This window comes from Enterobacter cloacae complex sp. P43RS (assembly GCF_014930585.1).
GTDB classification, from domain to species: domain Bacteria; phylum Pseudomonadota; class Gammaproteobacteria; order Enterobacterales; family Enterobacteriaceae; genus Enterobacter; species Enterobacter bugandensis.
Map to the genome: position 1 here is coordinate 343748 of NZ_JADBRJ010000001.1, position 25236 is coordinate 368983.

Below are 25236 nucleotides of genomic sequence, written 5' to 3' on the forward strand. Positions count from 1 at the left end.
TGCATAATTTATGCCTGAGCCCGCAGCGCAGGGGAAGTGACTTAATTTCAATGCAACATGAGGGAAGTTCATGAACAGGGAGACGTTGAGTGGAAACTTCAGATTGCTTCAGGCAGGGAAGTGAAAGAGTAAGGGGCATCGGGCCCCTTTGGGCTATGCTGTAGGACGTTCGTCCCAGGCGTCGCTGTGCATGATGTTCCCATCGACGATGCGCCAGGTAATTTTTTCATACTGCAGGCTTACGCTTTCAACCACACTTTATTCGGGGCGAACCAACCGCGTTTTGAGGGTGCCAGGAATGAAATAACTCTTTAGCTGAGCGGGTAGCAAAGCAGGCATTGCTATTGTTCTTCCTTCCTCGTCGCAAAATTCGACAAGATAGCCCAGTGTCGGGGTATCGAAAACCATAACAATCGTACCAACAGCCCCTTTTACCAGTCCTTCATCCGGTAAATCCTCGTCTAAAACCACAACGTCTAATTCGGCTCTTTTCATTTTTGTTTTCTCATTTAACGAATAGGGTTGTCAGGCGAGGAACTAGCGCGTCAGTTTCATACATCCAGCCTGTACGCACGAGCGCTGTTTCACCGTTGACGCCTAAAATGGGCATATCGACAGCCATTGTTTGACCGTAATTGTTGGCCTGCAACACTTTTGCTGGGACCGATAATACGCCTTCCTTAATTCTTGCTGCTAAAACATCTGCATTAGTTGGGTTGTATCCCAGCGCTGACTCAAACACCCTGGCTTTGTGCCCACCTGCAGGATGTGTTGAATCTAAAGCATAGGTTGCGAGCTTTTTCGGATCGATTATGGCGTGTTCAGCGTTCACTAACGTACCGCTTTCAGATATGAAACCTTTTACATATGGACTTTCAAACGTTGGTATTTTACTGAGACCCGATATTTCATCTATCTCGCTTAGAGGATTCAACCTGCCCATTGTTAATCCTGCTGCAACAGAGGCACCCGTAATAATTAACCCTTTGTTATTCATGACTTGATCGTAACCCGCTGGAGCATCCCCGCCAAGCTGCTGCGCGGTTTCATGAAACCCTTCAATGTTGCCGTTATATACACCGCCAGCGGCCAGCAGGCGGCCAACGGTTTTACTGTTCAGCGTTTTCCCCGATCGTGCAGTTGTTGGTCCGTAATAATCATAATGTATCCGTTGAGTGGGGGCAGGCTTCCTGCCTTGCCGATCGGCAATAACGTGCCGGTAGGCACTCATGATTTCGTCCTTATACCATGCATGCCAGGATGAGGCTGTAGAAGTAAACATCAGATCGCCGTTGCCGTCGATGTAAAATGGATTCCGGTCGCTGCTCCAGCGCCTGGAGGTATCTACACCAACAAGCCAGCCAATTTGCAGCTCGTGCTCAACCTCATCATAAATCGGATCTGCGTAGCCGCGACCTTTTCGCTCATACGGCCTTTTATATGGGAACACGCTGTATATTTTTTTGGGAAGACCAAAAGAGAGGCTTTGACCGTTCGCTTCATAAGACAGATCATAATGTATACATGCCTCTTTCAGCGAACCTGCTGGCGTGAGAATGTATTGAAAATCTCCAGGGCTTAATTGCCGTGTTAAATCATGTGACCGGTAGAGTCGGAACATGCCGAATCCTTATCGTTAAGCAACATTGTTTCTTTCAAGGGCATATTTTTTCATTCTTTAATAAGAAAAAGCAGCCTACGCCTGAAGCGAACACAGATATTCAACCCACATCATATTTATGAACTGCTCATTTTTTTTAAGAAAATAACCTGGCAATTTTTAACCATTTTTTTAGGCGTTAGCGTGAGTATATGTTGAATCAATAATGAACCAGATTCAGGCAGCTAAACGCCATATCTGCTTCTCTGGTACACCATCCCCAATTCCCGCTATAATCCCCAAAATTTCCAACCGGTTTAGAAACGATCATGACAAAACTCACCTTACAAGAGCAGATGCTGAAAGCAGGCCTGGTCAGCAGCAAGAAAGCGGCGAAAGTGCAGCGCACGGCAAAGAAATCACGCGTTCAGGCACGTGAGGCTCGGGAAGCGGTAGAAGAGAACAAGAAGGCGCAGATCGAGCGTGACAAGCTGCTGAGCGAGCAGCAGAAGCAGGCCGTACTCGCTAAAGAGTTTAAAGCGCAGGTGAAGCAGCTGATCGAGATGAACCGCATCACCGTGGCGAAGGGCAACATCACCTTTAACTTCACCGACGGTAATCTGATCAAAAAAATTGAGGTCGACAAGCAGACGCAAACCCAGCTGATCAACGGCCGTCTGGCCATTGCGCGCCTGGTGCTCAATGCAAACGGCGATTGTGAATACGCGATCATTCCGGCGGTGGTGGCTGATAAAATTGCCCAGCGCGATGCCGACAGCATCGTGTTAAACAGCGCGCTCAGTCAGGAAGAGCAGGACGAAGACGATCCGTACGCGGACTTCAAAATTCCTGACGATTTGATGTGGTAAACCGCGTTCAAAACGGGGCGGCGTGGCGGGCGTTAACCGTCTCTCCGCTCACGGGATGAATAAAATTCAGCTCGCTGGCATGCAGCATCAGCCGGGGCGTTTCCTCAGCCCCCGGCGCGTCAAGACCGCCATACAGATCGCAGCCCAGAATAGGGTGCCCCAGCTGTTGGCAGTGGATGCGCAGCTGGTGGGTTCGCCCGGTTTCCGGCGTCAGTTCCACCCGCGTTAACGGCACTCCTGTCCCCCGAAAAAAACGTTCCACCACCCGATAGCGGGAACGGGCGGGTTTACCGTTGATGGCGCAGATCGACATCAGAGGGAACAGCGCCGGGTCTTTGGCAATGGGCGCATCTATTATTCCCTCGTCGTTTTCCAGATGCCCATAAAGCAGGGCGCTGTAGACTTTCTCCACGCTGCGCTGGATGAACTGCTGGCAAAGCGCCGCGTTGATGGCCTTATTGCGCGCAACCACCATCAGCCCGGACGTGCCGAAATCCAGACGGTGTACCAGCGTGCAGCCGGGGAACGTCTGCACCAGACGATAATGGACAGAATCGAGGTTTTGCGGGTTTTTGCCCGAGAGGCTGAGCAGGCCAGAAGGCTTATTAATCAGCAGCAGATGTTCATCCTGCCAGAGGATCTCAATGTCGTCGTGACACGGTGGGGCAATAAAAGAATCGATAATCGCAGACATCAGGCCGCCCGGCTGGAGAGTGGATGCGGATGATAGCGAAATGCGGGGAAAAGAAAAACCCTCCCACCGGGCGGTGAGAGGGAGAAATCTTACGCGGCTACCAGGCTGTCGATGGCGGCTTTCGCGTCGGACTGTGCTTTGGTCGCCACTTCCGGACCGTAAGCGATACCTTCCGCGAACACGAAGTTCACGTCGGTAATGCCGATGAAGCCCAGGAACAGGCTCAGGTACGGCGCAACCAGGTCAGTTGGGGTATCTTTATGGATACCGCCACGGCTGGTCAGGACGATCGCACGCTTGCCTTTTACCAGACCTTCCGGGCCGTTCTCGGTGTAGCGGAAGGTTACGCCAGCGCGCGCCACCAGGTCGAAGTAGTTCTTCAGCTGGGTAGGAATGTTGAAGTTGTACATTGGGGCGTTGATGACGATAACGTCGTGCGCCTGCAGCTCAGCAATCAGCTCGTCGGACAGGGCCAGGGCTTCCTGCTGACGCGGGGACAGTGGCGCATCGCTTGGGCGCAGCGCGCCAACCAGCTCGCCGTCCAGCACAGGAATGGGGTTTGCTGCCAGGTCACGCACGGTGATTTCGTCTGCAGAATGCTGTTCACGCCACTGTTCAACGAAGTAATCAGACAGCTGACCAGACTGAGAGTACCCTGCCAGAATACTGGATTTCAAAACTAATACTTTGCTCATGGGTGATTCCTGTTGTTGCATTTGATTGAAGGGGGGGTGCCCCGTTGCTTGTTGACACTTTATTCACAATCCTGCCACAGAGATAGCGCAATATATCGAAGCCTATGTTCGAATTTTTTGAATAAGGCGCTAAAAGCGTCAATGTGGTACTCTATAGCAATCATTAAAAAGAGATTTTATCCGGCAGAGCACTGCCCGTTAACGCTATGACAGAACAACAAAAATTCGCCTTCCCGATGCTCCTGCAACAGCTCGATTCTCTGATGCTGCGCGATAAACAGCGCTTCGCCCGCCGTCTGCACGGCGTGAAGAAGGTTAAAAATCCTGATGCACAACAGGCCATTTACCAGGAGATGGCCAAAGAGATTGAACAGGCGGCAGGGAAGGTTGTGCTGCGCGAAGCCGCGCGTCCTGCGATCACCTACCCGGAAAACCTGCCCGTCAGTCAGAAGAAACAGGATATCCTTGAGGCCGTCCGCGATCACCAGGTGGTGATTGTCGCGGGGGAAACCGGTTCAGGTAAAACCACCCAGCTGCCGAAAATCTGTATGGAGCTGGGCCGCGGGGTGAAGGGGCTGATTGGCCACACCCAGCCGCGTCGTCTGGCGGCGCGCACCGTGGCGAACCGTATTGCCGAAGAGCTGCAGACGGAGCCGGGCGGCTGCATCGGCTACAAGGTGCGATTCAGCGACCACGTCAGCGACAACACCATGGTCAAGCTGATGACGGACGGTATCCTGCTGGCGGAAATACAGCAGGACCGCCTGCTGATGCAGTACGACACCATCATCATCGATGAAGCGCACGAGCGCAGCCTGAACATCGACTTCCTGCTTGGCTATCTTAAAGAACTGCTGCCGCGTCGCCCTGATCTGAAAATCATCATTACCTCCGCGACCATCGACCCGGAGCGCTTCTCAAAACACTTCAATAATGCGCCGATTATTGAAGTGTCGGGCCGCACCTATCCGGTGGAAGTGCGCTATCGCCCGATTGTGGAAGAGGCGGATGATACCGAGCGCGATCAGCTGCAGGCCATCTTCGACGCCGTTGACGAACTGGGCAACGAGAGCGCGGGCGACATCCTGATCTTCATGAGCGGCGAGCGCGAAATTCGCGATACTGCCGATGCGCTCAGCAAGCGCGACCTGCGCCACACCGAGATCCTGCCGCTGTACGCGCGCCTGTCGAACAGCGAGCAAAACCGCGTCTTCCAGCCACACAGCGGACGCCGCATCGTGCTGGCGACCAACGTGGCGGAGACCTCACTGACCGTACCGGGGATTAAATACGTTATCGACCCGGGCACGGCGCGCATCAGCCGCTACAGCTACCGCACCAAGGTTCAGCGCCTGCCGATTGAGCCGGTCTCCCAGGCGTCTGCTAACCAGCGTAAGGGCCGCTGCGGCCGCGTGTCGGAAGGGATCTGTATTCGTCTTTATTCCGAAGACGATTTCCTGTCGCGCCCGGAGTTTACCGACCCGGAAATTCTGCGCACCAACCTGGCGTCCGTTATCCTGCAGATGACAGCGCTGGGGCTGGGCGACATCGCGGCGTTCCCGTTCGTGGAAGCGCCGGACAAGCGCAACATTCAGGACGGCGTGCGTCTGCTGGAAGAGCTCGGGGCGATTACCACCGACGAGCAGGCGAGCATCTATAAGCTGACACCGCTGGGCCGCCAGCTCAGCCAGCTGCCGGTCGACCCGCGCCTGGCGCGCATGGTGTTGGAAGCGCAAAAGCACGGTTGCGTGCGCGAGGCGATGATCATCACCTCGGCGCTCTCCATTCAGGACCCGCGCGAGCGTCCGATGGACAAACAGCAGGCGTCGGACGAAAAGCACCGTCGCTTCCACGACAAAGAGTCCGATTTCCTCGCCTTTGTGAACCTGTGGAACTACCTCGGCGAGCAGCAGAAAGCACTCTCCTCGAACCAGTTCCGCCGCCAGTGCCGCGTGGATTTCCTTAACTACCTGCGCGTGCGTGAATGGCAGGATATCTACACCCAGCTGCGCCAGGTGGTGAAAGAGCTGGGCATTCCGGTGAACAGTGAACCGGCGGAGTACCGCGAAATTCACATCGCGCTGCTGACCGGCCTGCTGTCCCATATCGGGATGAAGGATGCGGATAAGCAGGAATATACCGGCGCGCGTAACGCGCGTTTCTCCATCTTCCCGGGTTCCGGCTTGTTCAAGAAACCGCCGAAGTGGACCATGGTCGCGGAGCTTGTGGAAACCAGCCGCCTGTGGGGACGCATTGCCGCGCGAATCGACCCGGAATGGGTTGAGCCGGTGGCTCAGCACCTGCTGAAACGCTCGTACAGCGAGCCGCACTGGGAGCGCGCGCAGGGCGCGGTGATGGCGACCGAAAAAGTGACCGTTTACGGCCTGCCGGTGGTCGCCGCGCGTAAGGTCAACTACAGCCAGATCGATCCGGCGCTCAGCCGCGAGCTGTTTATCCGTCACGCGCTGGTGGAGGGGGACTGGCAGACGCGCCACGCGTTCTTCCGTGAAAACCTGAAGCTGCGCGCCGAGGTGGAAGAGCTTGAGCACAAGTCCCGACGCCGCGACATTCTGGTGGACGATGAGGCGCTGTTTGAGTTTTACGACCAGCGCATCAGCCATGATGTTATCTCCGCCCGCCACTTTGACAGCTGGTGGAAGAAGGCCAGCAAAGCGACGCCGGACCTGCTCAACTTCGAAAAGAGCATGCTGATTAAAGAGGGGGCGGAGTCGGTCAGCAAGCTCGACTACCCGAACTTCTGGCATCAGGGCAACCTCAAGCTGCGTCTGACCTATCAGTTTGAACCGGGCACCGACGCGGACGGCGTAACCGTCCACATTCCGCTGCCGCTGTTAAACCAGGTCGACGAGAGCGGGTTTGAGTGGCAAATTCCCGGCCTGCGCCGCGAGCTGGTGATTGCGCTGATCAAATCCCTGCCGAAACCGGTGCGGCGCAATTTTGTGCCAGCGCCAAACTATGCGGAAGCGTTTCTGGGCCGCGTCACGCCGCTGGAACTGCCGCTGCTGGACGCGCTGGAGCGTGAGTTCCGCCGCATGACCGGCACCACCATCGACCGCGAAGACTGGAACTGGGATCAGGTGCCCGATCACCTGAAAATCAGCTTCCGCGTGGTGGATGATAAAAACAAAAAGCTGCTGGAAGGGCGTTCCCTCAGCGAGCTGAAAGAGGCGCTGAAAGGCAAAGTTCAGGAGACGCTTTCTGCGGTGGCGGACGACGGCATCGAGCAGAGCGGGCTGCATATCTGGAGCTTTGGCCAGCTTCCGGAAAGCTACGAGCAGAAGCGCGGCAACTATAAGGTCAAAGCCTGGCCGGCGCTGGTGGACGAACGTGACAGCGTGGCGATCAAACTGTTTGATAACCCGCAGGAACAGCAGCAGATGATGTGGCGCGGGCTGCGCCGCCTTCTGCTGCTCAACATCCCGTCGCCGATCAAGTATCTGCACGAGAAGCTGCCGAACAAAGCCAAGCTGGGGCTCTACTTTAACCCGTACGGCAAAGTGCTGGATCTGATTGACGACTGCATCTCCTGCGGCGTGGACAAGCTGATCCACGAGGCGGGCGGCCCGGTCTGGACGGAAGAAGGTTTTGCGAAGCTGCATGACAAGGTTCGCGCCGAGCTGAACGACACCGTGGTGGAGATTGCCAAACAGGTCGAGCAGATCCTCACTGCCGTGTTCAACATCAACAAGCGCCTGAAGGGGCGCGTGGATATGACCATGGCGCTGGGGCTGTCGGACGTGAAGGCGCAGATGGCGGGACTGGTGTACCGCGGCTTTGTCACCGGCAACGGCTTTAAGCGTCTGGGCGATACGCTGCGCTATCTGCAGGCGATTGAAAAACGTCTGGAGAAAATGGCGATCGATCCGCACCGCGATCGCGCGCAGATGCTGAAGGTCGAAAGCGTGCTGCAGGCGTGGCAGCAGTGGTTAAACAAGCTGCCGCCGGCGCGCCGCGACGATGAAGATGTGCAGGAGATCCGCTGGATGATCGAGGAGCTGCGCGTCAGCTTCTTTGCTCAACAGCTCGGTACGCCGTATCCGATTTCGGATAAACGTATATTGCAGGCGATGGAGCAGATTTCCGCTTAACGTCCTTGCCCGGTTTTCTCCCTCTCCCTGTGGGGATGTTCTGAAATCAGCAAGTGTATTGATAATAAAAGATATTATTTTTTCTTCTGATTTTTTAGCCCCCAAATTGGCCCCCGGAAGGCGAAAATGAGGCTGTTACAGATGCTTACATTTCGGAGAGGGAGACGCAGTATACCACGATACGGGAAGCACGGGCCGGGAGAATATCCCGCCCGTAGCAAGGGCGATAAAAACGAAACTCAGACCCGCTTCTTTTTCGGTCCCATTTCTGGAAGACCACGAAACAGAGCGCCCATCATCTGGCGGATGGAATAAAGCGCCTCCCACGCGTCATTCGTTCCCAGCGGCTCATACGCTGACAGCATCGCTTTCACGTCATCCGGTTTAAGCCCTGCATCGCGGGCAATCTCTTTGTAAGAGATTTAATGTGATAAGGCTTGCGAATGTCATTATAACAGCTTATAGGGCACTGAAGTTTCAGCGCCCTTTGTTTGATTAAAAACTAGTTATTGACAAAGTGTAGGTAAAAAGTTTCGCCATTTGTGGTGTCCTTGATATCATGATTAGAAAGCGGTTTGTCTCTCACGATATAGAACAGCCTTTCATTTCTAGATATGCATTTCCCTGCACCCAATTTACCTTCTAAACATATTTGTTCTTCTCCCATCCATTCTTTCATCCCCATGCTATCAATTACTGGTTCTACATTGTTGTTCACAAATAAAATGTCATCGCATTTATTATTGTTTAGTGGGGTCCATTTTTTTAAAATGTCATGTTTGCTTGAGTTCCATAATCCAATTTTTTGTTGTTGGGTTATAGGGGCATGTTCAACCAGAACAACAGTTGATTTACATTCGCCACGCCCCCATTGAGGATCGTAATAGCTCTTTTGATATATAGCAGAAATAGCCGGACTTAATGTTAAGTACCTGACAACAATCACCAGTAAGCCAAAAAGAATAATTAATAATTTATAGTTTTTCATATTTCACCCATTTATATGAATGATGAAGCTTGCTTCATTAATAAATGGTTTAAAATCATAATGTTTATAGCGTTGCAAAATGAACCATGAGCAAAACCAGGGAATATTCTCAAATCCTTTGCCGTTAAGGTCTGGAACATCCAGCCCAAAATGATCCTGTATCTGAAAACGCAGGCCTGCACGGTATCGGCGCGGGCCGTAGGTATCCGACGGCACATCTATATCCAGATAATCAAGATAAATCTTCGTTGAATAGGTATCGTGAATGGTGATCCCCAAACCGTTAAACCAGTCCCAATCATTGAACTTAGGCAATGTGATTCTAGCAGTGATTTTATTGTTAATGTCATTAAGGTTATCTATTGATAATCTAGAAAAGTCATTATCATCGAGCGTTTCTGATATGATTTTATTTATTTCAATAACACACTCTTTTGTCGTCTTGTGATCCAGAAATGCTTTATTCAACAACTCGTGTCGAAAAATGCCACCTTCATTTTTGCCGAATTTCTTAATCATAATCTGAATGAGCGGGGCATACTCTCCCCATGCAGTCCAGAAGGCCATTTGTTCCATGCTGGCAAAATGTTCATCAACGGATTTATTAAAATCGAAGAGATTGGTTCTTAACTCATGTCCGAACAGATTGATTTTATTTAGCTGACCCTGAGCCAGTATCTGCTCCTGCGTCAGGTCACCGTGCCGCATATCATCGGTAATAAAATCGTTAAGCTGTCGTTTTGAACGTCCGTTCGCGCTGTAATATATCAGGCGCGGCTCTGCTTTTTGCAATAACGTAATAAACGTACGTGGCTCAAAATGCCAGATTTCACCGCTCAGTTCTGCCTGAACCTCCGGGGAAAGTTTATCAAAAAAGCACAGTGCTTTTGCGTGGGCTTTCAATTCACTGTAATCCGTTCCGCTGAGTTCACGCGGGGAACCGGGGGCGGTCACCCACGCAAAACGGGTGTCAAAGGTCGAAAAATCCCATTCAAACGGAAATTTACAGATGAAATGTGTAAGCAGGTCCTGCGGGCTGTTCAGATGCTTTTTGACCATTTCAGAATTGCACTGGCTGTCTTTTGTCGGATCATCATCAGCTATACGCCAGCCAGCCCAGTCGGGCATATCTGCATCGCTGTAGGATTTTACATTAATATCGGATACATCCACCCAGAAGGGACCCGTTGCCGTTTCGATGTTTACCCATTCGCTGTATTTTTTAGTCAATACTCCCGCAGAGGCGGGTTCGCTGACAAAATTCACCGTCACGGCAATGTCACCCACACTCTCGTATCCGTCCTGGATTTTACGCAGAGTCCGGGTCTTTGTCCCTTCATGGATGACGAACAGGGCTTCAGTGGTAGTCAGCGCGGAAATATTTATCTTGTGAACGTTATCAAATACGGGCAGCCCTGCCGGGAGATAGTAATAGCGATTTCCGTATACAGGTAATTCCCGCCCGTTGCTCAGCAGATCAAGAACACCGTTTGCACGCCCGCTGAGCGCTTCAAGCGCTGAAGGGGCGCAACAAATCTGGAAGTGATAACCGTTTCTTCCGCTAACCATTCCTGATGTACCGATCACCTGTCCACGGCGAACAGACACGCCGTTCTTTACCCGGAGTTCAGACCTTACCTGCTTCATGTGCATGGTCAGCGAGTAAAAAGTGAATGCTTCGGGTTCTTCACCAATCAGCATTTCATGACGGATCAGTACGCAGCCGTTATCCGTCGCGCCGCCATAGTTTAACGGCTTCTGGTCGCGTTTATCCGATGATGCCGGGTAATTGGCATAGACAACAACCCCATCTGCAATGGCCCTCAACGGATTTGCCTGCTCCCCGGTATCGGTATGGGGAATATGGATCCCCCCATGCCATGATCCTTCACGGTTTACCGGATAGCTCCGCTGTGTATCAACGGGCATACAACGGGTAACCCACTCACCAAACGTTTCGTTATCAGCATGCGGGAAATGGATCGGAGGTGAAATTTGCATGAATACGTTCCTTGTTTATGAAAATAAAAGATTATCCGTATGGGGAGCGGGGTCACCTGCTTCAGGGTGTGAAGGGAAACTAATTTCTGTTGCAGCGGGGCCGGACGTAGCAGTCCGTTTGGCATAGCGGGTATATATCTCCATTGTGCCGTACTCAATCCCCGCTGCATCGATCCGCACGTAGCTGCCGCCGCCAATCAGCGTTACCTGTTTTTTTCCCGCAAACAGTATTTCGCTCAGGCTGGTGATACTGACTTTCTGCTCTGCACTCAGGTGCATCGCACCATTTTGTGCCTGAACCTGTACCGGACCTTCAGCCGAAACCACACTGAGTTTTCCGGTATGTGAAAACATGCCAATAGACTCTCCGGCGAGCAGAGTGGTATTGCCCATTGACCCGGTGCAGATATCACCTCCCGCATTGACGGCAATATTGTCCGTCGCCGCCAGCTGCATGTGTTCACCGCTGGTGAATGCCACTCCTTCAGGGCCGTGAAAATGAATCATCTCGTTCAGCTCGCGGAATCGTTCCGCAAACATCGCCTGCTGGCTGGCAATATCCGCTTCCATTGCCCGCGCCTGCACAGCGGCAGAGTGCAGTGCTTTGAGTTGCTGCTGGCAGAGTTCAATCTCGTGCAGGGCGGTGTCCATATCCAGTATGTCACCCACGGCTTTCTGCTGCCCGTCAGCGGTGACAAACAGGCCCTTTGCCACACTTATCACGCCGTGCTCGTCGGTGCGCAGTTCAAAGCCGCTGCCGCGCTGTTCTCCCTGCGTGTTGGTGATATACCCCTGATTAAGCTGCGTTGCGCCAGACGGGGTGGACAGGGCAATGTGTTCTTCCTGCCGCTTATCCTCCATCCGGAGTTCATTCGCGCCCGCCGTGCGCAGAATGTTCTGACTGCGGTTGTTGCGGTTCACCACGTCAGCATGTTCTGAGTCGTGGAAGACATGGGCGATATACGGTTTATCCGGGTCACTATGATGGAAGGCAATCCCGACCTCCGTACCGTCCACCAGCGGCATATGCCACCCGTAAGTATCCCCGGCATACGGTTTTGCCTGACGTACCCACAGGTAGTTAAAACCGGGCTCTGCATCTTCGCGGCTGAAATCCAGTTTTACGCGATAGCATCCCGTATCATCGAGGTACGAATACGGGTCATGAGCATCACGGCTTTCCACCCGCGCAGGCAGCGTGCCGGAAATTTCCGGGCGCGGGATGGCGGGCGGGCGATAGCAGTAGCGCTCGGTGTAAGGAATGCCCCATACGGACGTATGCAGACGCGAATCACGTGAGGCGATAAAGGTCGTGAGCGTGATAACCATCCCTTCCCGCAAATCCTTAAGCCCGCAGCCTGGCGTTTCCAGCACCTGTCCGGGCATCAGATGTGAGGCGTTACTGAAGACGTGAAGCCGGGTGGATTTATTGAGTTCGCGCTCATGATGAAGCCGGGCATAAAACGCGCCGCTTTCGGTTTCCGGTATGGCGGCAGGGTGGTTGTCTCCGGGGTTCAGAAAATTATCACCGTAGCGGTAATCCTCCCCGGTGGTTGTAGCCTCGTTGCGCACGGCAACGACGGAATCCATCGGCATGGCAGCATCCCGGTAATTGTGGCTGCGGGTGTGCACCTGCCCGGTGACGACCTTATGCCACGTTCGCAGCCCCCAGACGGACTCCTCTGCGCCGTCATACAGTCCGGAGGGCTCGTTAAATGGCAGGGGGACGTTAAAGGTGTAATAAAGCTGACTGTCGGCAAAAATGACCGTATCCAGCCCGGTGGAGCCATTGAGGCCGCAACGGAACCATATGCTCACTTCAGACAGCAGACGCTGGATAAACTGAAGGTCAGTTTCACGCCACTGGGTAATCAGCTCGCGGGCCGGATAAGTATGTTCAAGACGAAACTCAAAATCGCTGCCTTCAAGCCCGTGCGCCAGTAACAGCGTTTCCACAAGCTCAGGTACGGAAACATTCTGGTAAACGGCGCAGCGGCGGGTGTGAGACAGCAGGGCAAGGCGGGAACTGAGGGTAACGCTGTAATGAGACTGGTCTGCCGTTGTCCCCAGCACTTCAAAGTCGGTAATCACGCCCTCCACCGTTTTACCGCTGCGCATACGAAAGGTGGCGTATTTTTTCAGTACATCCGTTCCGTCAATATCGTCCTGTGATGTGGTGAACTCAATACGCCAGCTAAAGGGGGCACTGAGCGCCTCACGTCCTCGAAAACGCAGCACATCAGACTCTGCGCGGCTGTCGTTTATGTGCAGGCTGTAGCGGGATTGCCCCGTGTCGGTAATGGCCTCTGCGAAATCCATATCAGTATTCCTTTTAAAGACTTTCAGGGCATCACTTTGCCCCTGCTGAAGGAATATACAATATTGAATATGTAATGCAAATTAGCCCTGATAGCGATATGGATATTGTTTTTGAGCGGGGACTTTTTTTGATTTTGCTCGGACCGGACTGATTTTTTAATTTCGCGGGTACAAAAATTTGAAATACGTCGGGAGACACAGGGAGAAAACGGAATACTTTATCAGATCCTCCCTGTGGGAGAGGGTCGGGGTGAGGGCATCGGCCCGCACATTTTTTCACCCATTCACAATCGCCAGCGTAAACCCATCCCATCCCTTAACCCCCACCGTTTGCAGCGCGGTGGCGGTTAAGCGCGGGTTATCCCCCGTCATCTCGATAAAACGCCGCACGCCCAGCACGCGCGCGTCGTCGCTTTGCCCGTTAATGACCTCGCCGTCGCGGACCACGTTATCCCCGATGATCACCGTGCCGGGACGGGAATAGTGCAGCGCCCACTCCAGATAGCCGGGATTGTTTGGCTTATCGGCATCAATAAAGATCAGGTCGAACGGTGGAACGTCACCGAAATTCTCCAGCGAGTTCAGTGCTGGGCCTTCAATTAATTCAATACGATCGTTCAGCCCCGCGAGGCGAATATTCTGGCGGGCAACATCGGCATGCGTTGGGTCCGCCTCGAGCGTAATCAGCTTTCCGTCCGGCGGCAGGGCGCGCGCCATCCAGATAGAGCTATAGGCACCCAGCGTACCGATCTCAAGAATGCGTCTTGCCTGCGTCATGCGCACGAACAGCGCCAGCAGCTGTCCCTGATTGGCCGCAACATCGTGTTCGGGTAGCCCGGCGCGTTTATTGTTCTCAAGAACCTTCTGTAGAACCTCATCCTCAGGGATAAGCGAAGAAATCATGTAATTATCTACTGCAGACCATTGTTGTTGCATAGATTGACTCCTTAAGAGGGATTGCCGGGTGGCGGCTACGCCTTACCCGGCCTACGGGTGCGAAATGCAGGTCCGGTAAGCAAAGCGCCACCGGGCAGGTTTTCAGGCACTGACCCATCCTCCGCCCAGTGCTTTATACAAATCAATCTGCGCCAGCAGCAGGTTATTTTTGACCTGCACCACGCTGGTCTGGACCGAGTACAGCGTGCGCTGCGCGTCCAGCACGTCAAGATAGGATGAATAACCGTTGCGATAGCGGTTCTGCGCAATGCGCAGCGTCTCCCGGGCCACATCCTGCTGGGCAAGCAGCTCCGTCAGCTGTTCCTGATAGCGCGTAATGGCATCAAGGCTGTTGTTCACTTCGGCAAACGCGTTACGCACGGTTTTTTCATACGCATACAGCGCCTGGTTACGCTGGGACTGGGAAATATCCACCTGCGCGTTCAGCGCCTGGCGGTTCAGCAGCGGGGCGAGAATGCTGCCGCCTGCGCTCCATAGCTGGAGCGGGTTATCCAGCAGGCCGGAAAGGGTGCGATCCTGGATCGATCCGGTTGCGGTCAGATTGATCGACGGCAGCAGGCTGGCGCGTGACGCGGCAAGCGAGGCATCAGCCGCGACCAGCTGTCGCTCGGCCTGCACGATATCCGGCCGACGATTCAGGAGCGTGGAGGGCAGCTGTGACGGCAGCGTGAGCGGCGTTAGCGCCGCAAAGCTTTCGCTACGCGCTACCGCACCGGGATTGCTTCCCAGCAGCAGGCTCAGGGCATTCTCCTGCTGCGCAATCTGATGCCGCAGCACGGGCACCTGCGCTCGCGTTGAGCGAAGCTCGGAATCCGACTGCATCAGCTCCAGGCGCGAACTGTAGCCCGTCTCAAGCTGGCGTTTGGCAAGATTAAACGCCTCTTCGCGCGATTTCAGCGTGGATTCGGTCACGCGCAGCTGTTCATCAAGCGAGAGCAGGGTGACGTACCCGGAGGCAACGGACGAGGCGACAGTGAGATCCGCAGCCGCGGCGGCGGCTTTTTGCGCCTCCAGCGAGGCTTCGGCGGCATTGGACGTGCTGCGGTTGACGCCCCAGATATCAACGTCATAGCTCGCCGTCAGGCTGCCTCTGTACAGCGTGCTGTAAACCGGAAGCCCAGTGGCGGCGGATTGAGAACGGGCGCGCGTCCCGGTTACGCCCGCGTCGAGCGAAGGAAACAGGCTGCCGTCGGCGGCAAAGACCCGCGCCTGATATTCGTTTATCCGCTCGCGGGCAATCAGCACATCGCTGTTATTTTTAAGCGCCCGATCCACGTAGCGGTTCAGGTCGTTGTCATGGAAGTTGCGCCACCAGAGTTGCTCCGCCGGGCTGGTTGGCCCTGAGACGGTGCGCCATTGAGCCGGAATTTGCAGGGTCGGCTGCGCCGGCTTGACGTCAACGGACTGGCATCCGGCCAGCATGAGCGCCCCCACCAGCGCGGCTATCGGGCGAAGGATCATCACTTCGCCTCCCGCGTATCAATCGTCACCTGTACCGACATACCCGGACGCAGCAGCGCAGACTCTTCAGGCTTACCGAGCACCTCAATGCGCACCGGAATACGCTGGGCGATTTTGACAAAGTTGCCGGTGGCGTTGTCCGGCGTGATAGCGCTGAATTCAACCCCGGTCGCCGGCGAGATGCTCTCTACGCGGCCCTGATACGCTTTGTTGTTTAAGGCATCGACGGTAAACTTCACCGGCTGACCGACGCGCAGCTCCGCCAGCTGGGTCTCTTTGATGTTGGCAATCACCCAGTGCTGCGGCGGTACCAGCGTAGTGAGGTGCGTTCCGGCGGTCACGTACGCGCCGAGACGCACGGCAATCTGGCCGAGCTGGCCGTCGCGCGGGGCGATAATGCGGGTGTTTTGCAGGTCAATCTGCGCCAGCTCCAGCGCCGCTTTGGCGTTTTCAACATCTGCCTCCAGCGCGCCGCGGTTCACAATCACCGTCTGCAGATCCTGACGCGACATCTCAAGCGTGGCTTTCGCCTGGTCGATATCTGCGCTGCCCTGAGCCGCACTGGCCAGCGCGGCATCGCGCTCGCGTATGGAAAGCGACCCATCCGCCGTCAGATCCTTCACGCGCTTTAAATCCGCCTGGGTTTTCAGGCTCTGGGCGCGGGCATTTTTCAGCGCGGCTTCATTTTTGGCAATGGTCGCTTCGGCGCTTTTCCGCTGCTGCAGGTTGTTATTCAGCGCGGCAATTTTCATCGCCAGCTGCGCCTCGGCCTGATGGACGCGCTGGCGATAGATGCGGTCATCGATCTGCAACAGCAGATCGCCTTTTTTGACCTGCACAAAGTCCTGCACCTTCACCTCGGTGATATAGCCATTAACCTGGGGGCTAATGAACGTCGTCTGGCCGCGCACGTAGGCGTTGTCGGTAAACTGCGCGTGGCGGGTAAACGGCGGCAGCTGCCAGGCGTAAAGAATGACCAGCACGCCAACAATACCGATGGCAGCGGCGGTGAAAACGGAAACAATGCGCACATTTTTGCGGGTGTTGGCCTGCTCTTTGGCGGCATCCTGCTGACTCATAAACTCTCCAGAAATATTACAATTATTTGTTGCCGGTGGCGTTCTTCAGCGCCATACGGGCAGTAATGCGCAGGCGCAGCAAGCGCCATAAAATCCAGACCAGCGTGGCGGCAGCGATGCTTGCCGTCAGCAGATAAGTATCGTTGTAGGCCAGAATATTTGCCTCAAGGGTGGTCACCGTCTGTAGCTGGGTAATGGCCTGCGTTCCCAGCAGCGTACTGTCGCCAATCAGGCTTTTATACATCTGGGTATAAAGCTGAATCCGCTCGTTGACCAGCGGGTTAAGCGTGGTGAGCTGATCCGCCAGCAGGCTGGAGTGGTATTTCTCGCGCCAGGTCTGGAAGGTGCCGAGAATCGCCGATCCCAGCAGGCCGCCGAGGTTCTGGCTCATGCCAAACATGACCGAAAAGCTGACCAGGTTACGCGGGTCGGCAATTACCCCGCCAATGGCGGCCAGCATGGCGGGCGCCAGGAAGAAGGCGCTGCCGAAGCCCAGCAGAAACTGGCTGACCATCAGCTGATCCGGGCGGGTCAGGTTATTGGACTGGCTGTCCAGCAGCGAGGCAACAATCATCAGCGCCAGAGAGGTGATAATCGGCCACGCCAGCTTTGTGGGCTTGATGGTGAGGCAACTGGTGACGATCCCGCAGACGATCCCGGCGAAAATGGACCACGCCAGATGGGTCATCTGCTCATTCTGTAACCCCACGTACTGCAGCCAGCCGATGACGCCGGTATTTTGCTCCGCCAGCACGATGCGGATCAGCAGCATGATCAGCCCCAGGCGAACGATGCTGCCGCTCGACAGCCAGCGGGTGTTCAGCAGCGGGTTGGCGCGGTTATGTTCAAACACGATGGCGGAAACAATCAGCACCAGCGATAGCGCCAGCGACCAGCCGATCCACGGCGCCTCGAACCACCAGTCAAGACGGCCTAAAGAGAGCACGGCGCAGAGCAGGGCCATTCCGGGAGCCAGTAAAAAGAAGGTGACAAAGTCTTTCTTCTCGAAGACCTTGCGTCGGTCACCCGGCGGCAGTTTTAAGGCGATTACGCAGGCCAGGGAGATCAGCGCCAGCCCCAGCTCAAAGAAATAGAGCCCGCGCCACTCGTCCAGCTGGAGAAGCTCAGTGGAAAACAGACGCGCCAGCGGAATAGCGAGCGACGATCCGGTGATCCCGATGGTAAGCGCCTTCAGGCGATGCTTCGCAGGCCAGGCCTGGATTTGGTAGTAAATCCCCAGCGAGCTGAGCGCGGCGGCCACCATCCCGTGCGCGGCGCGTACCATCAGCGCGGAGCTGAGGTCGTTAACGAACAGGTGGAAAAAGGTGACCAGCACGTACAGCACCAGAAAACCTTCCGTAAAGGCGCGCAGGCCGTACTGTTGACGAAATTTGACCAGCAGCAGGTTAATGGAGATGTTGGTCATCACATAGACTGCGGGCAGCCAGGCGATTTCGGTCGACCAGGCCCCGAAGGTCCCCTGCAGGTTTTGCAGGTTGGCGGTGACCACCGCATTGCCCAGCGCCCCCGTCAGGCAAACCAGCAGCCCAACGACGCCATAGGCGACGCGTTTTGGCGTACTGTGCTCGGGGGTGGAAGGCGAACCCAGCAGGGCGGGTTTCTCATGGGGCTGCCACTCGCGAGGAGCATAAGGGTCGCGTTCGGGCAGGCGCATAACGTCATTACCTTAGAAATGATTGAATAATTAGCGGGCTAGCGATTCTACGTCTGCCGCAAATGATAATTCAAGTGAATATGATTTGCGCATGTTAATCAAATGTACGAGAGAAATTTAAGGAAAAAGAGCGGCCCGATGTCGCCGTTGTGTTGAGAACCTGAAGTCGCTACCCTGCAGGGATAGCGAGAAGGAGTTCATCATGGAACAGACCCATTTTCCCATCCTGCCGGATGCCACTCTGGCGGCTATCAATACTGTCGGTGAATGGCTGGCGCAGGACGACCTGAGCGGCAGCCGCCAGCCCCCGGACGTCGATGCGGTAATTCTGGCAGGGAACGCGGTGATCCCGACCATTGAGGCAGCCTGCCGTATTGCCGCGCAGCGAGAAATCCCGCTCCTGATTAGCGGCGGTATTGGTCATTCAACCGCGTTTTTATATTCAGCTATCGGCAATCATCCGCGTTATCACACCTTACAAGTCGAAGGGCGGGCCGAAGCGAGCATTCTTGCCGACATTGCGCGGGCGTTCTGGCAGATCCCCGAGGCGCGCCTGTGGGTTGAAGATCGCTCCACCAACTGCGGTGAAAACGCGCGCTTTAGCTGGAACATGCTGAAAGAGCGTCAGCGGACAAGCGGGCGCATGCTGGTGGTACAGGACCCAACGATGCAGCGCCGCACGATGGCGACGTTTGCCCGCGTGTGCCGCGATGAACCCGCATCACCGCAGTGGATCAGCCATCCCGGGTTTACGCCAGCGCTGCAAAACGGCACAGAGGGCGTGGAGTTTAGTGGGGTCAACGCCGGGCTGTGGCCCGTTGACCGGTATCTGTCGCTGGTTATGGGGGAACTGCCGCGCCTGTATGATGACGTTAACGGCTATGGCCCGGCCGGGCGGGATTTTATCGCCCACGTTGCCTTTCCGGAGGCGGTGACTGTCGCGTGGGAACAACTACAGCAGGATCCTGTCCTGAAGGGCGCACGTAAAATAATTTAGGCACGGAACAATCCCCTCGCCCCATTGGGGAGAGGGTTAGAGTGCGGGGAAAATCACAGCGCCGCAAACTTATCCAGCGTTCGCACCAGTTGCGTCACAAATCCATACTCGTTGTCATACCAGGCAACGGCTTTCACCAGTTGCAGGTCTCCCGCTTCTGACACCTCCGTCTGCGTGGCGTCAAACACCGAACCATAGTGCGAGCCAATCACATCTGAAGAAACAATCTCGTCATCGGTATACCCGAACGATTTATTCCCCTGGGTCGCCTTTTTCAACGCGGCGTTGATCTCCTCGACCGTCACCTTTTTACCCAGAATCGCTACCAGCTCGGTTACCGATCCGGTTTTCACCGGCACGCGCTGGGCATGACCCTTTAGTTTGCCGCTGAGCGCGGGGATCACAAGGCCGATGGCTTTCGCCGCGCCGGTGGTATGCGGAATAATATTTTCTGCCGCCGCCCGCGAGGCGCGCAGATCTTTCCCGCGCGGGCCATCCACCAGCGCCTGGGTGCCGGTATAGGCATGAATGGTGGTCATGGTGCCCACTTTAATTTCAAACGCGTCGTTCAGGGCTTTTGCCAGCGGGGCGAGGCAGTTGGTGGTGCAGGACGCGACGGAAATAATGGTATCACTGGCGTCAATGGTATCGTCATTCACGCTATAGACGATGGTCTTCATCTCACCCGCGGGCGCCGAAATCAGCACTTTCTTCGCACCGGCGTCCAGGTGCGCCCGCGATTTTTCTTCTGAGGTATAAAAGCCGGTGCACTCCACGACGATATCCACGCCCGCGGCTTTCCACGGAATGTGCTTTGCCTCTTTTTCGGCGTACACCGCGATGGTTTTACCGTCGACAATCAGCGCATCCTCGGTGAAGTCCACGCTCCAGGGGAAGCCACCGTAGTTGGAATCATGCCTGAGCAGGTAGGCCAGGACTTTCGGGGAGGTGAGGTCGTTGATGGCGACGACGGTATTACTGTCCTGGGTTTCAAGAAGGCGGCGCAGCACAAGGCGTCCAATGCGTCCAAATCCGTTAATGCCAATTTTACTCATGGTGTTCTCCTGTGAACGTGTCGATACGACAGTTTGAACTCATCCAGGCTTAGACCATCACGGGCAGGGCAGCAATTGAAGATGCTTCATGCGAGGGGAAGTATTTGAAAAACCATACAGAAAAGTTAATGAATTTTTAAGGAAAGGAGATTATGTTGGCGCGGTGACTGTTTTTTTTCAGGAAATCCCATGCGCACTAAATATACAAGCCTGCAAATCACGATTCACTGGCTGGTGTTTTTGTTAATCGTCGTCGCCTACTGCGCGATGGAATTCAGGGGCTTTTTCCCGCGTTCCGACCGACCGCTTATTAACATGATCCACGTCTCCTGCGGCATATCGGTTCTGGTGCTGATGGTGGCGAGATTGCTGATCCGCCTGAAGTTTCCCGCACCGCCCATTCAACCTAAACCTAAAGCGATGATTACCGGTATGTCCCACCTTGGGCATCTGATCGTCTATCTGCTGTTTATTGCGCTGCCGCTGATTGGCATTGTAATGATGTATAACCGTGGAAACGACTGGTTCGCCTTTGGTCTGGCGATGCCTCACGCGGCGGAGGGGAATTTTGACCTGGTGGATGTGCTGAAGGAGTGGCACGTTACGCTGGCAAACCTGGGCTATTTTGTGATTGGTCTGCACGCCTTTGCGGCGCTGATGCACCACTATTTCTGGAAAGATAATACTCTTTTGCGCATGATGCCGAATAAGCGTCAGTAGTCTTTAACTCGTGCCGGGCGGCGCAGCGCCACCCGGCTTGTTTTTTAACCCAGAAGAACACGCTCTTCATCAGTTAACGCCAGCGTCTGCGTTGACCCCGTCTCTGACGATTTCACCGCCGCTTCCAGAACAGCCATGACCGCTAACGCCTCGACAGGATGAACGGGATTGGCGATCTTCCCGAGCATCGCATCCCGCACGTTGATGTAGTACTGCCGCTGATCGCCCTTTGGGGTGGCAATCGTTTGGGGTTCACCATCAGCTCCGAAGAACACCATGCTGTCGTCGTCTTCGCCCCAGGCGTCGCTGCCGGGGATTACGCCAGCCAGCAGCTGCGCTTCCTGCTGATCGATTCTGGCTTTCACCACGCTGCCTTTGTCCCCGTGAACGGTAAAGCGCGCCGTACCGCCAGCCACCAGCATGCTGGCGTGCAGAACCACCTTATGATCCGGGTAATTGAGGACCACGTGCGCCCAGTCGTTAACCTCTGCGCCGTCGCGCAGCGTGGCGATATTTCCCTGAACAGACTCTGGCAGGCCAAACAGCTGAAGCGTCTGGTCGATCAGGTGAGGGCCCAGGTCAAACCACAGACCGCTGCCGGGGACGTTCTGCTCGCGCCAGCGCACGCGCACTTCCGGGCGGAAGCGGTCAATATGCGACTCCAGATGTTTAACCTTGCCAACCGTGCCTTGCTCAATAATCTGCTTAATGCCGAGGAAATCGCTGTCCCAGCGGCGGTTATGGAAAACGGAGAGCAGAAGCTGCTTTTCATCCGCCAGGGCAATCAGGTCCCGGGCTTCCTGCATATCCAGGGTGAAAGGCTTATCCACGACCACGTGTTTTCCCGAGTTCAGGGCCAGCGTCGCCAGCGGCGCGTGGGTGGCGTTAGGGGAGGCTATGACCACCAGGTCGACATCAGGATGTTGAATGGCTTCTTCGGGCGTGGCTACCACCAGCACATCCGGAAGATCGCGCTTCACTTTCTCTTCATCACGGGAAGAGACCACCGCCAGCTTGAGCCCGTCCACGGACTGGATCAGCGGGGCATGGAAGGTTTTACCGACAAAACCATACCCGATCAGCGCAATGTTGATTGTTTGAACTTTATTCATGACCTTCTCCACGTTATTGCGCGCACACCGTGACCCGTAATGCGCCAGGGTCCCCAAGCTCAGGCCAGGGACGATCTAAAAAGAGTTGATGAATATCTGTTAGCCCGGAGACCAGATACGGCTCGCAGCGGTTAACTTTCAGGTGATCGGCAACAATCCAGTGCGCATGGCTTGCGGCGAGCATCGCGCGTTTCACCTCGGCATCCGCTTCTTTACCGGCACTCAAACCGAGTTCGGCATGAAGGGCGCACGCACCGAGAATGGCGATATCGGCCCGATAGCGTGACAGCAGGGACAACGTGGCGCTGCCAGCAAACAGGCGCTGCTTCGGGTCCCATTTTCCACCGAGCAGAATAAGCTCAATGTCTTCCCGGTCGCTAAAATGCTGGGCGATATCCAGCGAGGTAGTGATCACGGTGTGAGGTCCCTGCAGAAAAGTAGCGACGGCCATCACCGTACTGCCGGCATCCAGAAACAGGGTGGAACCCGGCGGAACCGCCTGCGCAACCTGTTTCCCCAGGCGCTGCTTGGTTTCCGGCAGCAGGGTATTGCGGCCCTGACGATTCATGGCCGAAAGATTCAGAGCAATAGCCCCGCCGTGATTCTTCTGGGCAAGCCCCTGATTTTCCAGATCGGTCAGATCCCGACGAACGGTATCCGCTGAAACCTGCAGCTTTTCTGCCAGCTCGGTGATGCTGGCCTGACCTTGTTCACTGAGAATATCAAGGACATAGCGTTGACGTGCGGTTTTGTGCATGGGCAGCAATCCTGCAAAATGTCGCAATAAATCGCATAATACAGCATTTTGACGCAGAAGGAAGGAGTATCGTAAACCAGGTTGATGTTTAATTATTGGAATTATATTAAGCGGATATCATTAAGCCGTTCTGAATGTTAACCACAGTGTTAATGTTATGTTTTAATCAACGATTTGGGTTATGTAACCAACGCATTGTCATTAACTGGTGTAATATGCTGATATGTAATTAAAATAAAGCATTTAATGTCTTATTTATGTTTTTTATTAGAATTATTTTTCAACAAATCGATGGCTCTTACTTAAGTTGACACTTCTTTGAAAATCTTTGTGTCTGACCCGCTCAGAAATTAACGCAAAAATGTGCGCAGAGGAGATTAAGAATTTTCCTTAAATTACAGTGTGTTTTGATGTTTCATCTGAAAGGCTATTTTCGGAGTTTTGTCCAGAAACCCCATGTTTTTTCTTATATGTAACACTGCATTAACATTGTGGGTGTAGTGGCCTATACCACATTTTGTTATGCTGCAAATCAACTTATGAAATAAGTAATTTCTTAAATTTAATAAGACAAAGGCGGATCTCATCTCCATCGGAAATGGGTATGGGGAGCTTTACCTGAAATTTAGCGAGGAAGTTAAATACGATATTTGTCTAATTATCTGTACCTCTTTTTGGGTAATTGCTTGAGTATCACTCAGAGTCAGGGAGATAAAATGACGATATTACGCAAGCCTGTTTCACGCCAATTTATAGCTACGCTGGCGTTAATTTCACTAGCACTAAATACGGCTTATGCCAATAGTGGCGCAGTGGGTATTGCCCCGATGGCAACGACGACCTTAAAGGAAAGTATTCTTTTCGCTATCGATCGCGATCCGTCAATTAGCCAGCAAGCCGCGCAGTTAGGTATTGGTCAGGCGCAAATAGACGAGGCGCGCAGCGGCTGGATGCCGCAAATAGCATTGAACGGAAGTACGGGGCATAGCCAGACCACCGATTCCAGCGGTTCGCTGAAGAATTCTGCGGCCTGGGGGGTGAGCCTGACCCAGCTGATATACGATTTTGGCAAGACCAACAACAGCATCAGCCAGTCTTCCGCCCAGCGCGATAGCTACCGCTACCAGCTGATGAGCACGCTTTCTGACGTGGCGGAAAAAACGGCGCTCGGCTACGTGGAGGTCAAACGTTATTCCGACCTGCTACAGGCGGCAAAAGAGAATGTTCAGGCACTGAAAAACGTGGAGCAGCTGGCAAAACTGCGCGCCGATGCGGGCGTGAGTTCCACCTCCGATGAACTCCAGACCCGCACGCGTATTGCCGGCATGCAGGCGACGGTGGCGCAGTATAACGCCGCATTGAACAGCGCCCGCGCAAGGCTCGCGGTATTAACCGGAATGCAGGCAGATCATTATTCGCCGGTACCCGCAAACCTCGCCGTTGAGCCGGATTCGCTCAACCGCATTGATTATTCGTTAATACCGGCGGTAATGGCCGCGCAGAATATGGAACGTTCGGCCCAGTATGGTGTTGAAACGGCGAAGTCCCAGCACTGGCCAACCCTGAGCCTGAAGGGGGGACGCACGCGTTACGAGTCGGACAACCGCTCATACTGGGACGACCAGATCCAGCTCAATATTGACGCACCGCTTTATCAGGGCGGCGCGGTATCCGCACGCGTGCGTCAGGCTGAGGGCGCCCGGGCGATGGCGTCCTCTCAGGTCGATCAGGCGCGTTTCGACGTGCTGCAAAAGGCCTCCGTCGCGCAAGCTGACTGGACCGGCGCACGGGGAAGAATGGAGGCCGGGAAGCGGCAGCTGGAAAATGCGCTGCGGGCCCGCGAGGTTTATAAAAATGAATACACCCTGAGCAAGCGGAGCATTAATGATTTGCTCAGCGTTGAGCAGGATGTCTGGCAGGCCACGTCGGCGAAAATAATCGCCGAGTATGATGGCTGGAGTTCGGCAATTAATTATGCTTCCGCGGTTGATAATTTAATGCCGCTTATTGGAATAGAGAAAAACGCTGCCGCAAAATTACCCGATTTGAGTTAACAAAAGCCACGCATAGCTGCACGAAATAAGTCTGAAAATAATGGGTGTTTTTTCCCAGGGATAGCTACATCCGTCTGGTGGATATATCCACAGG

General features: G+C 54.5%; 18 protein-coding genes and 2 pseudogenes. 5 read left to right on the forward strand and 15 right to left on the reverse strand.

Annotated elements, in window-relative coordinates; genetic code table 11:
- Positions 1 to 153 precede the first annotated feature (153 nt).
- The 3 genes and pseudogenes from IM294_RS01715 to IM294_RS01725 all read right to left on the reverse strand — a co-directional run.
- Positions 154 to 252: pseudogene (locus IM294_RS01715) on the reverse strand (type VI secretion system tube protein Hcp); the annotation flags it as partial.
- 18 nt (positions 253 to 270) lie between these two features.
- Positions 271 to 495: pseudogene (locus tag IM294_RS01720) on the reverse strand (DUF4926 domain-containing protein); the annotation flags it as partial.
- Between the two features lie 10 nt (positions 496 to 505).
- Positions 506 to 1621, reverse strand: coding sequence for a DUF6883 domain-containing protein (locus IM294_RS01725; RefSeq protein WP_126818032.1), 1116 nt, complete (start codon positions 1619 to 1621; stop codon positions 506 to 508).
- 308 nt (positions 1622 to 1929) lie between these two features.
- Between IM294_RS01725 and IM294_RS01730 the strand changes: the two genes are divergently transcribed.
- Positions 1930 to 2469 carry a DUF2058 domain-containing protein gene (locus tag IM294_RS01730; RefSeq protein WP_028013071.1) on the forward strand — a complete coding sequence of 180 codons (540 nt, stop codon included), beginning with the start codon at positions 1930 to 1932 and terminating at the stop codon, positions 2467 to 2469.
- A 7-nt stretch (positions 2470 to 2476) separates the two neighbouring features.
- Here IM294_RS01730 and IM294_RS01735 read toward each other — a convergent pair whose 3' ends face one another.
- On the reverse strand, positions 2477 to 3163 hold the full coding sequence (locus tag IM294_RS01735) for an RluA family pseudouridine synthase (protein WP_126818033.1): 687 nt from the start codon (positions 3161 to 3163) through the stop codon (positions 2477 to 2479).
- An 89-nt stretch (positions 3164 to 3252) separates the two neighbouring features.
- The gene (gene azoR / locus IM294_RS01740; protein ID WP_048998492.1) at positions 3253 to 3858 is read right to left on the reverse strand and encodes an FMN-dependent NADH-azoreductase; all 606 of its coding nucleotides are present in this window, start codon (positions 3856 to 3858) and stop codon (positions 3253 to 3255) included.
- Between the two features lie 206 nt (positions 3859 to 4064).
- Here azoR and hrpA point away from each other — a divergent pair, with 206 nt between their 5' ends.
- Positions 4065 to 7967: an ATP-dependent RNA helicase HrpA gene (gene hrpA / locus IM294_RS01745; RefSeq protein ID WP_126818034.1), complete on the forward strand. Its 3903-nt coding sequence runs from the start codon at positions 4065 to 4067 to the stop codon at positions 7965 to 7967.
- Between the two features lie 502 nt (positions 7968 to 8469).
- Here the strand turns inward: hrpA and IM294_RS01750 are convergent.
- The 7 genes from IM294_RS01750 to IM294_RS01780 form a co-directional block, all read right to left on the reverse strand.
- Positions 8470 to 8955 carry a DUF943 family protein gene (locus IM294_RS01750; RefSeq protein ID WP_049137891.1) on the reverse strand — a complete coding sequence of 162 codons (486 nt, stop codon included), beginning with the start codon at positions 8953 to 8955 and terminating at the stop codon, positions 8470 to 8472.
- Between the two features lie 3 nt (positions 8956 to 8958).
- Entirely contained in the window at positions 8959 to 10956 is a 1998-nt protein-coding gene (locus IM294_RS01755) for a DUF3289 family protein (protein WP_126818036.1), read from the reverse strand.
- Positions 10957 to 10971: 15 nt separating this feature from the next.
- Entirely contained in the window at positions 10972 to 13275 is a 2304-nt protein-coding gene (locus IM294_RS01760) for a type VI secretion system Vgr family protein (RefSeq protein WP_126818037.1), read from the reverse strand.
- Positions 13276 to 13551: 276 nt separating this feature from the next.
- Positions 13552 to 14211, reverse strand: a complete 660-nt coding sequence (locus IM294_RS01765) for an O-methyltransferase (RefSeq protein WP_047368505.1) — start codon at positions 14209 to 14211, stop codon at positions 13552 to 13554.
- Between the two features lie 102 nt (positions 14212 to 14313).
- The gene (locus tag IM294_RS01770) at positions 14314 to 15693 is read right to left on the reverse strand and encodes an efflux transporter outer membrane subunit (protein ID WP_126818162.1); all 1380 of its coding nucleotides are present in this window, start codon (positions 15691 to 15693) and stop codon (positions 14314 to 14316) included.
- A complete protein-coding gene (locus IM294_RS01775; RefSeq protein ID WP_028013076.1) occupies positions 15693 to 16772 on the reverse strand; it encodes an HlyD family secretion protein in 1080 nt (359 codons plus the stop codon). The genes IM294_RS01770 and IM294_RS01775 overlap by 1 nt, the downstream gene beginning before the upstream one ends.
- Before the next feature lie 22 nt (positions 16773 to 16794).
- Positions 16795 to 18447, reverse strand: a complete 1653-nt coding sequence (locus IM294_RS01780; protein WP_048959898.1) for an MFS transporter — start codon at positions 18445 to 18447, stop codon at positions 16795 to 16797.
- A 202-nt stretch (positions 18448 to 18649) separates the two neighbouring features.
- Between IM294_RS01780 and IM294_RS01785 the strand changes: the two genes are divergently transcribed.
- Positions 18650 to 19444: a YdcF family protein gene (locus tag IM294_RS01785; RefSeq protein ID WP_126818038.1), complete on the forward strand. Its 795-nt coding sequence runs from the start codon at positions 18650 to 18652 to the stop codon at positions 19442 to 19444.
- A 53-nt stretch (positions 19445 to 19497) separates the two neighbouring features.
- Here the strand turns inward: IM294_RS01785 and gap are convergent, their stop codons facing one another.
- Positions 19498 to 20499: a type I glyceraldehyde-3-phosphate dehydrogenase gene (gap, locus tag IM294_RS01790; RefSeq protein ID WP_028013079.1), complete on the reverse strand. Its 1002-nt coding sequence runs from the start codon at positions 20497 to 20499 to the stop codon at positions 19498 to 19500.
- Positions 20500 to 20688: 189 nt separating this feature from the next.
- Between gap and cybB the strand changes: the two genes are divergently transcribed.
- Positions 20689 to 21219, forward strand: coding sequence for a cytochrome b561 (cybB, locus tag IM294_RS01795; protein WP_032644876.1), 531 nt, complete (start codon positions 20689 to 20691; stop codon positions 21217 to 21219).
- 44 nt (positions 21220 to 21263) lie between these two features.
- On the opposite strand, the gene IM294_RS01800 is transcribed toward cybB, so the two are convergent.
- Complete coding sequence (locus IM294_RS01800; RefSeq protein ID WP_126818039.1) at positions 21264 to 22331, reverse strand: oxidoreductase; 1068 nt, start codon at positions 22329 to 22331, stop codon at positions 21264 to 21266.
- Positions 22332 to 22344: 13 nt separating this feature from the next.
- On the reverse strand, positions 22345 to 23088 hold the full coding sequence (locus IM294_RS01805; RefSeq protein ID WP_028013082.1) for a DeoR/GlpR family DNA-binding transcription regulator: 744 nt from the start codon (positions 23086 to 23088) through the stop codon (positions 22345 to 22347).
- A gap of 716 nt (positions 23089 to 23804) precedes the next feature.
- Here IM294_RS01805 and IM294_RS01810 point away from each other — a divergent pair.
- Positions 23805 to 25142, forward strand: coding sequence for a TolC family outer membrane protein (locus IM294_RS01810; protein ID WP_041910078.1), 1338 nt, complete (start codon positions 23805 to 23807; stop codon positions 25140 to 25142).
- The last annotated feature ends 94 nt before the right edge of the window (positions 25143 to 25236 follow it).

Coding starts and splice junctions, on each gene's coding strand:
- IM294_RS01750 (WP_049137891.1), bottom strand. CDS start 8,955: ATGAAAAACTATAAATTATTAATTATTCTTTTTGGCTTACTGGTGATT.
- IM294_RS01800 (WP_126818039.1), bottom strand. CDS start 22,331: ATGAATAAAGTTCAAACAATCAACATTGCGCTGATCGGGTATGGTTTT.
- IM294_RS01735 (WP_126818033.1), bottom strand. CDS start 3,163: ATGTCTGCGATTATCGATTCTTTTATTGCCCCACCGTGTCACGACGAC.
- IM294_RS01810 (WP_041910078.1), top strand. CDS start 23,805: ATGACGATATTACGCAAGCCTGTTTCACGCCAATTTATAGCTACGCTG.
- hrpA (WP_126818034.1), top strand. CDS start 4,065: ATGACAGAACAACAAAAATTCGCCTTCCCGATGCTCCTGCAACAGCTC.
- IM294_RS01805 (WP_028013082.1), bottom strand. CDS start 23,088: ATGCACAAAACCGCACGTCAACGCTATGTCCTTGATATTCTCAGTGAA.
- IM294_RS01770 (WP_126818162.1), bottom strand. CDS start 15,693: ATGATCCTTCGCCCGATAGCCGCGCTGGTGGGGGCGCTCATGCTGGCC.
- IM294_RS01780 (WP_048959898.1), bottom strand. CDS start 18,447: ATGCGCCTGCCCGAACGCGACCCTTATGCTCCTCGCGAGTGGCAGCCC.
- IM294_RS01725 (WP_126818032.1), bottom strand. CDS start 1,621: ATGTTCCGACTCTACCGGTCACATGATTTAACACGGCAATTAAGCCCT.
- gap (WP_028013079.1), bottom strand. CDS start 20,499: ATGAGTAAAATTGGCATTAACGGATTTGGACGCATTGGACGCCTTGTG.
- IM294_RS01775 (WP_028013076.1), bottom strand. CDS start 16,772: ATGAGTCAGCAGGATGCCGCCAAAGAGCAGGCCAACACCCGCAAAAAT.
- IM294_RS01730 (WP_028013071.1), top strand. CDS start 1,930: ATGACAAAACTCACCTTACAAGAGCAGATGCTGAAAGCAGGCCTGGTC.
- IM294_RS01760 (WP_126818037.1), bottom strand. CDS start 13,275: ATGGATTTCGCAGAGGCCATTACCGACACGGGGCAATCCCGCTACAGC.
- IM294_RS01765 (WP_047368505.1), bottom strand. CDS start 14,211: ATGCAACAACAATGGTCTGCAGTAGATAATTACATGATTTCTTCGCTT.
- azoR (WP_048998492.1), bottom strand. CDS start 3,858: ATGAGCAAAGTATTAGTTTTGAAATCCAGTATTCTGGCAGGGTACTCT.
- IM294_RS01755 (WP_126818036.1), bottom strand. CDS start 10,956: ATGCAAATTTCACCTCCGATCCATTTCCCGCATGCTGATAACGAAACG.
- IM294_RS01785 (WP_126818038.1), top strand. CDS start 18,650: ATGGAACAGACCCATTTTCCCATCCTGCCGGATGCCACTCTGGCGGCT.
- cybB (WP_032644876.1), top strand. CDS start 20,689: ATGCGCACTAAATATACAAGCCTGCAAATCACGATTCACTGGCTGGTG.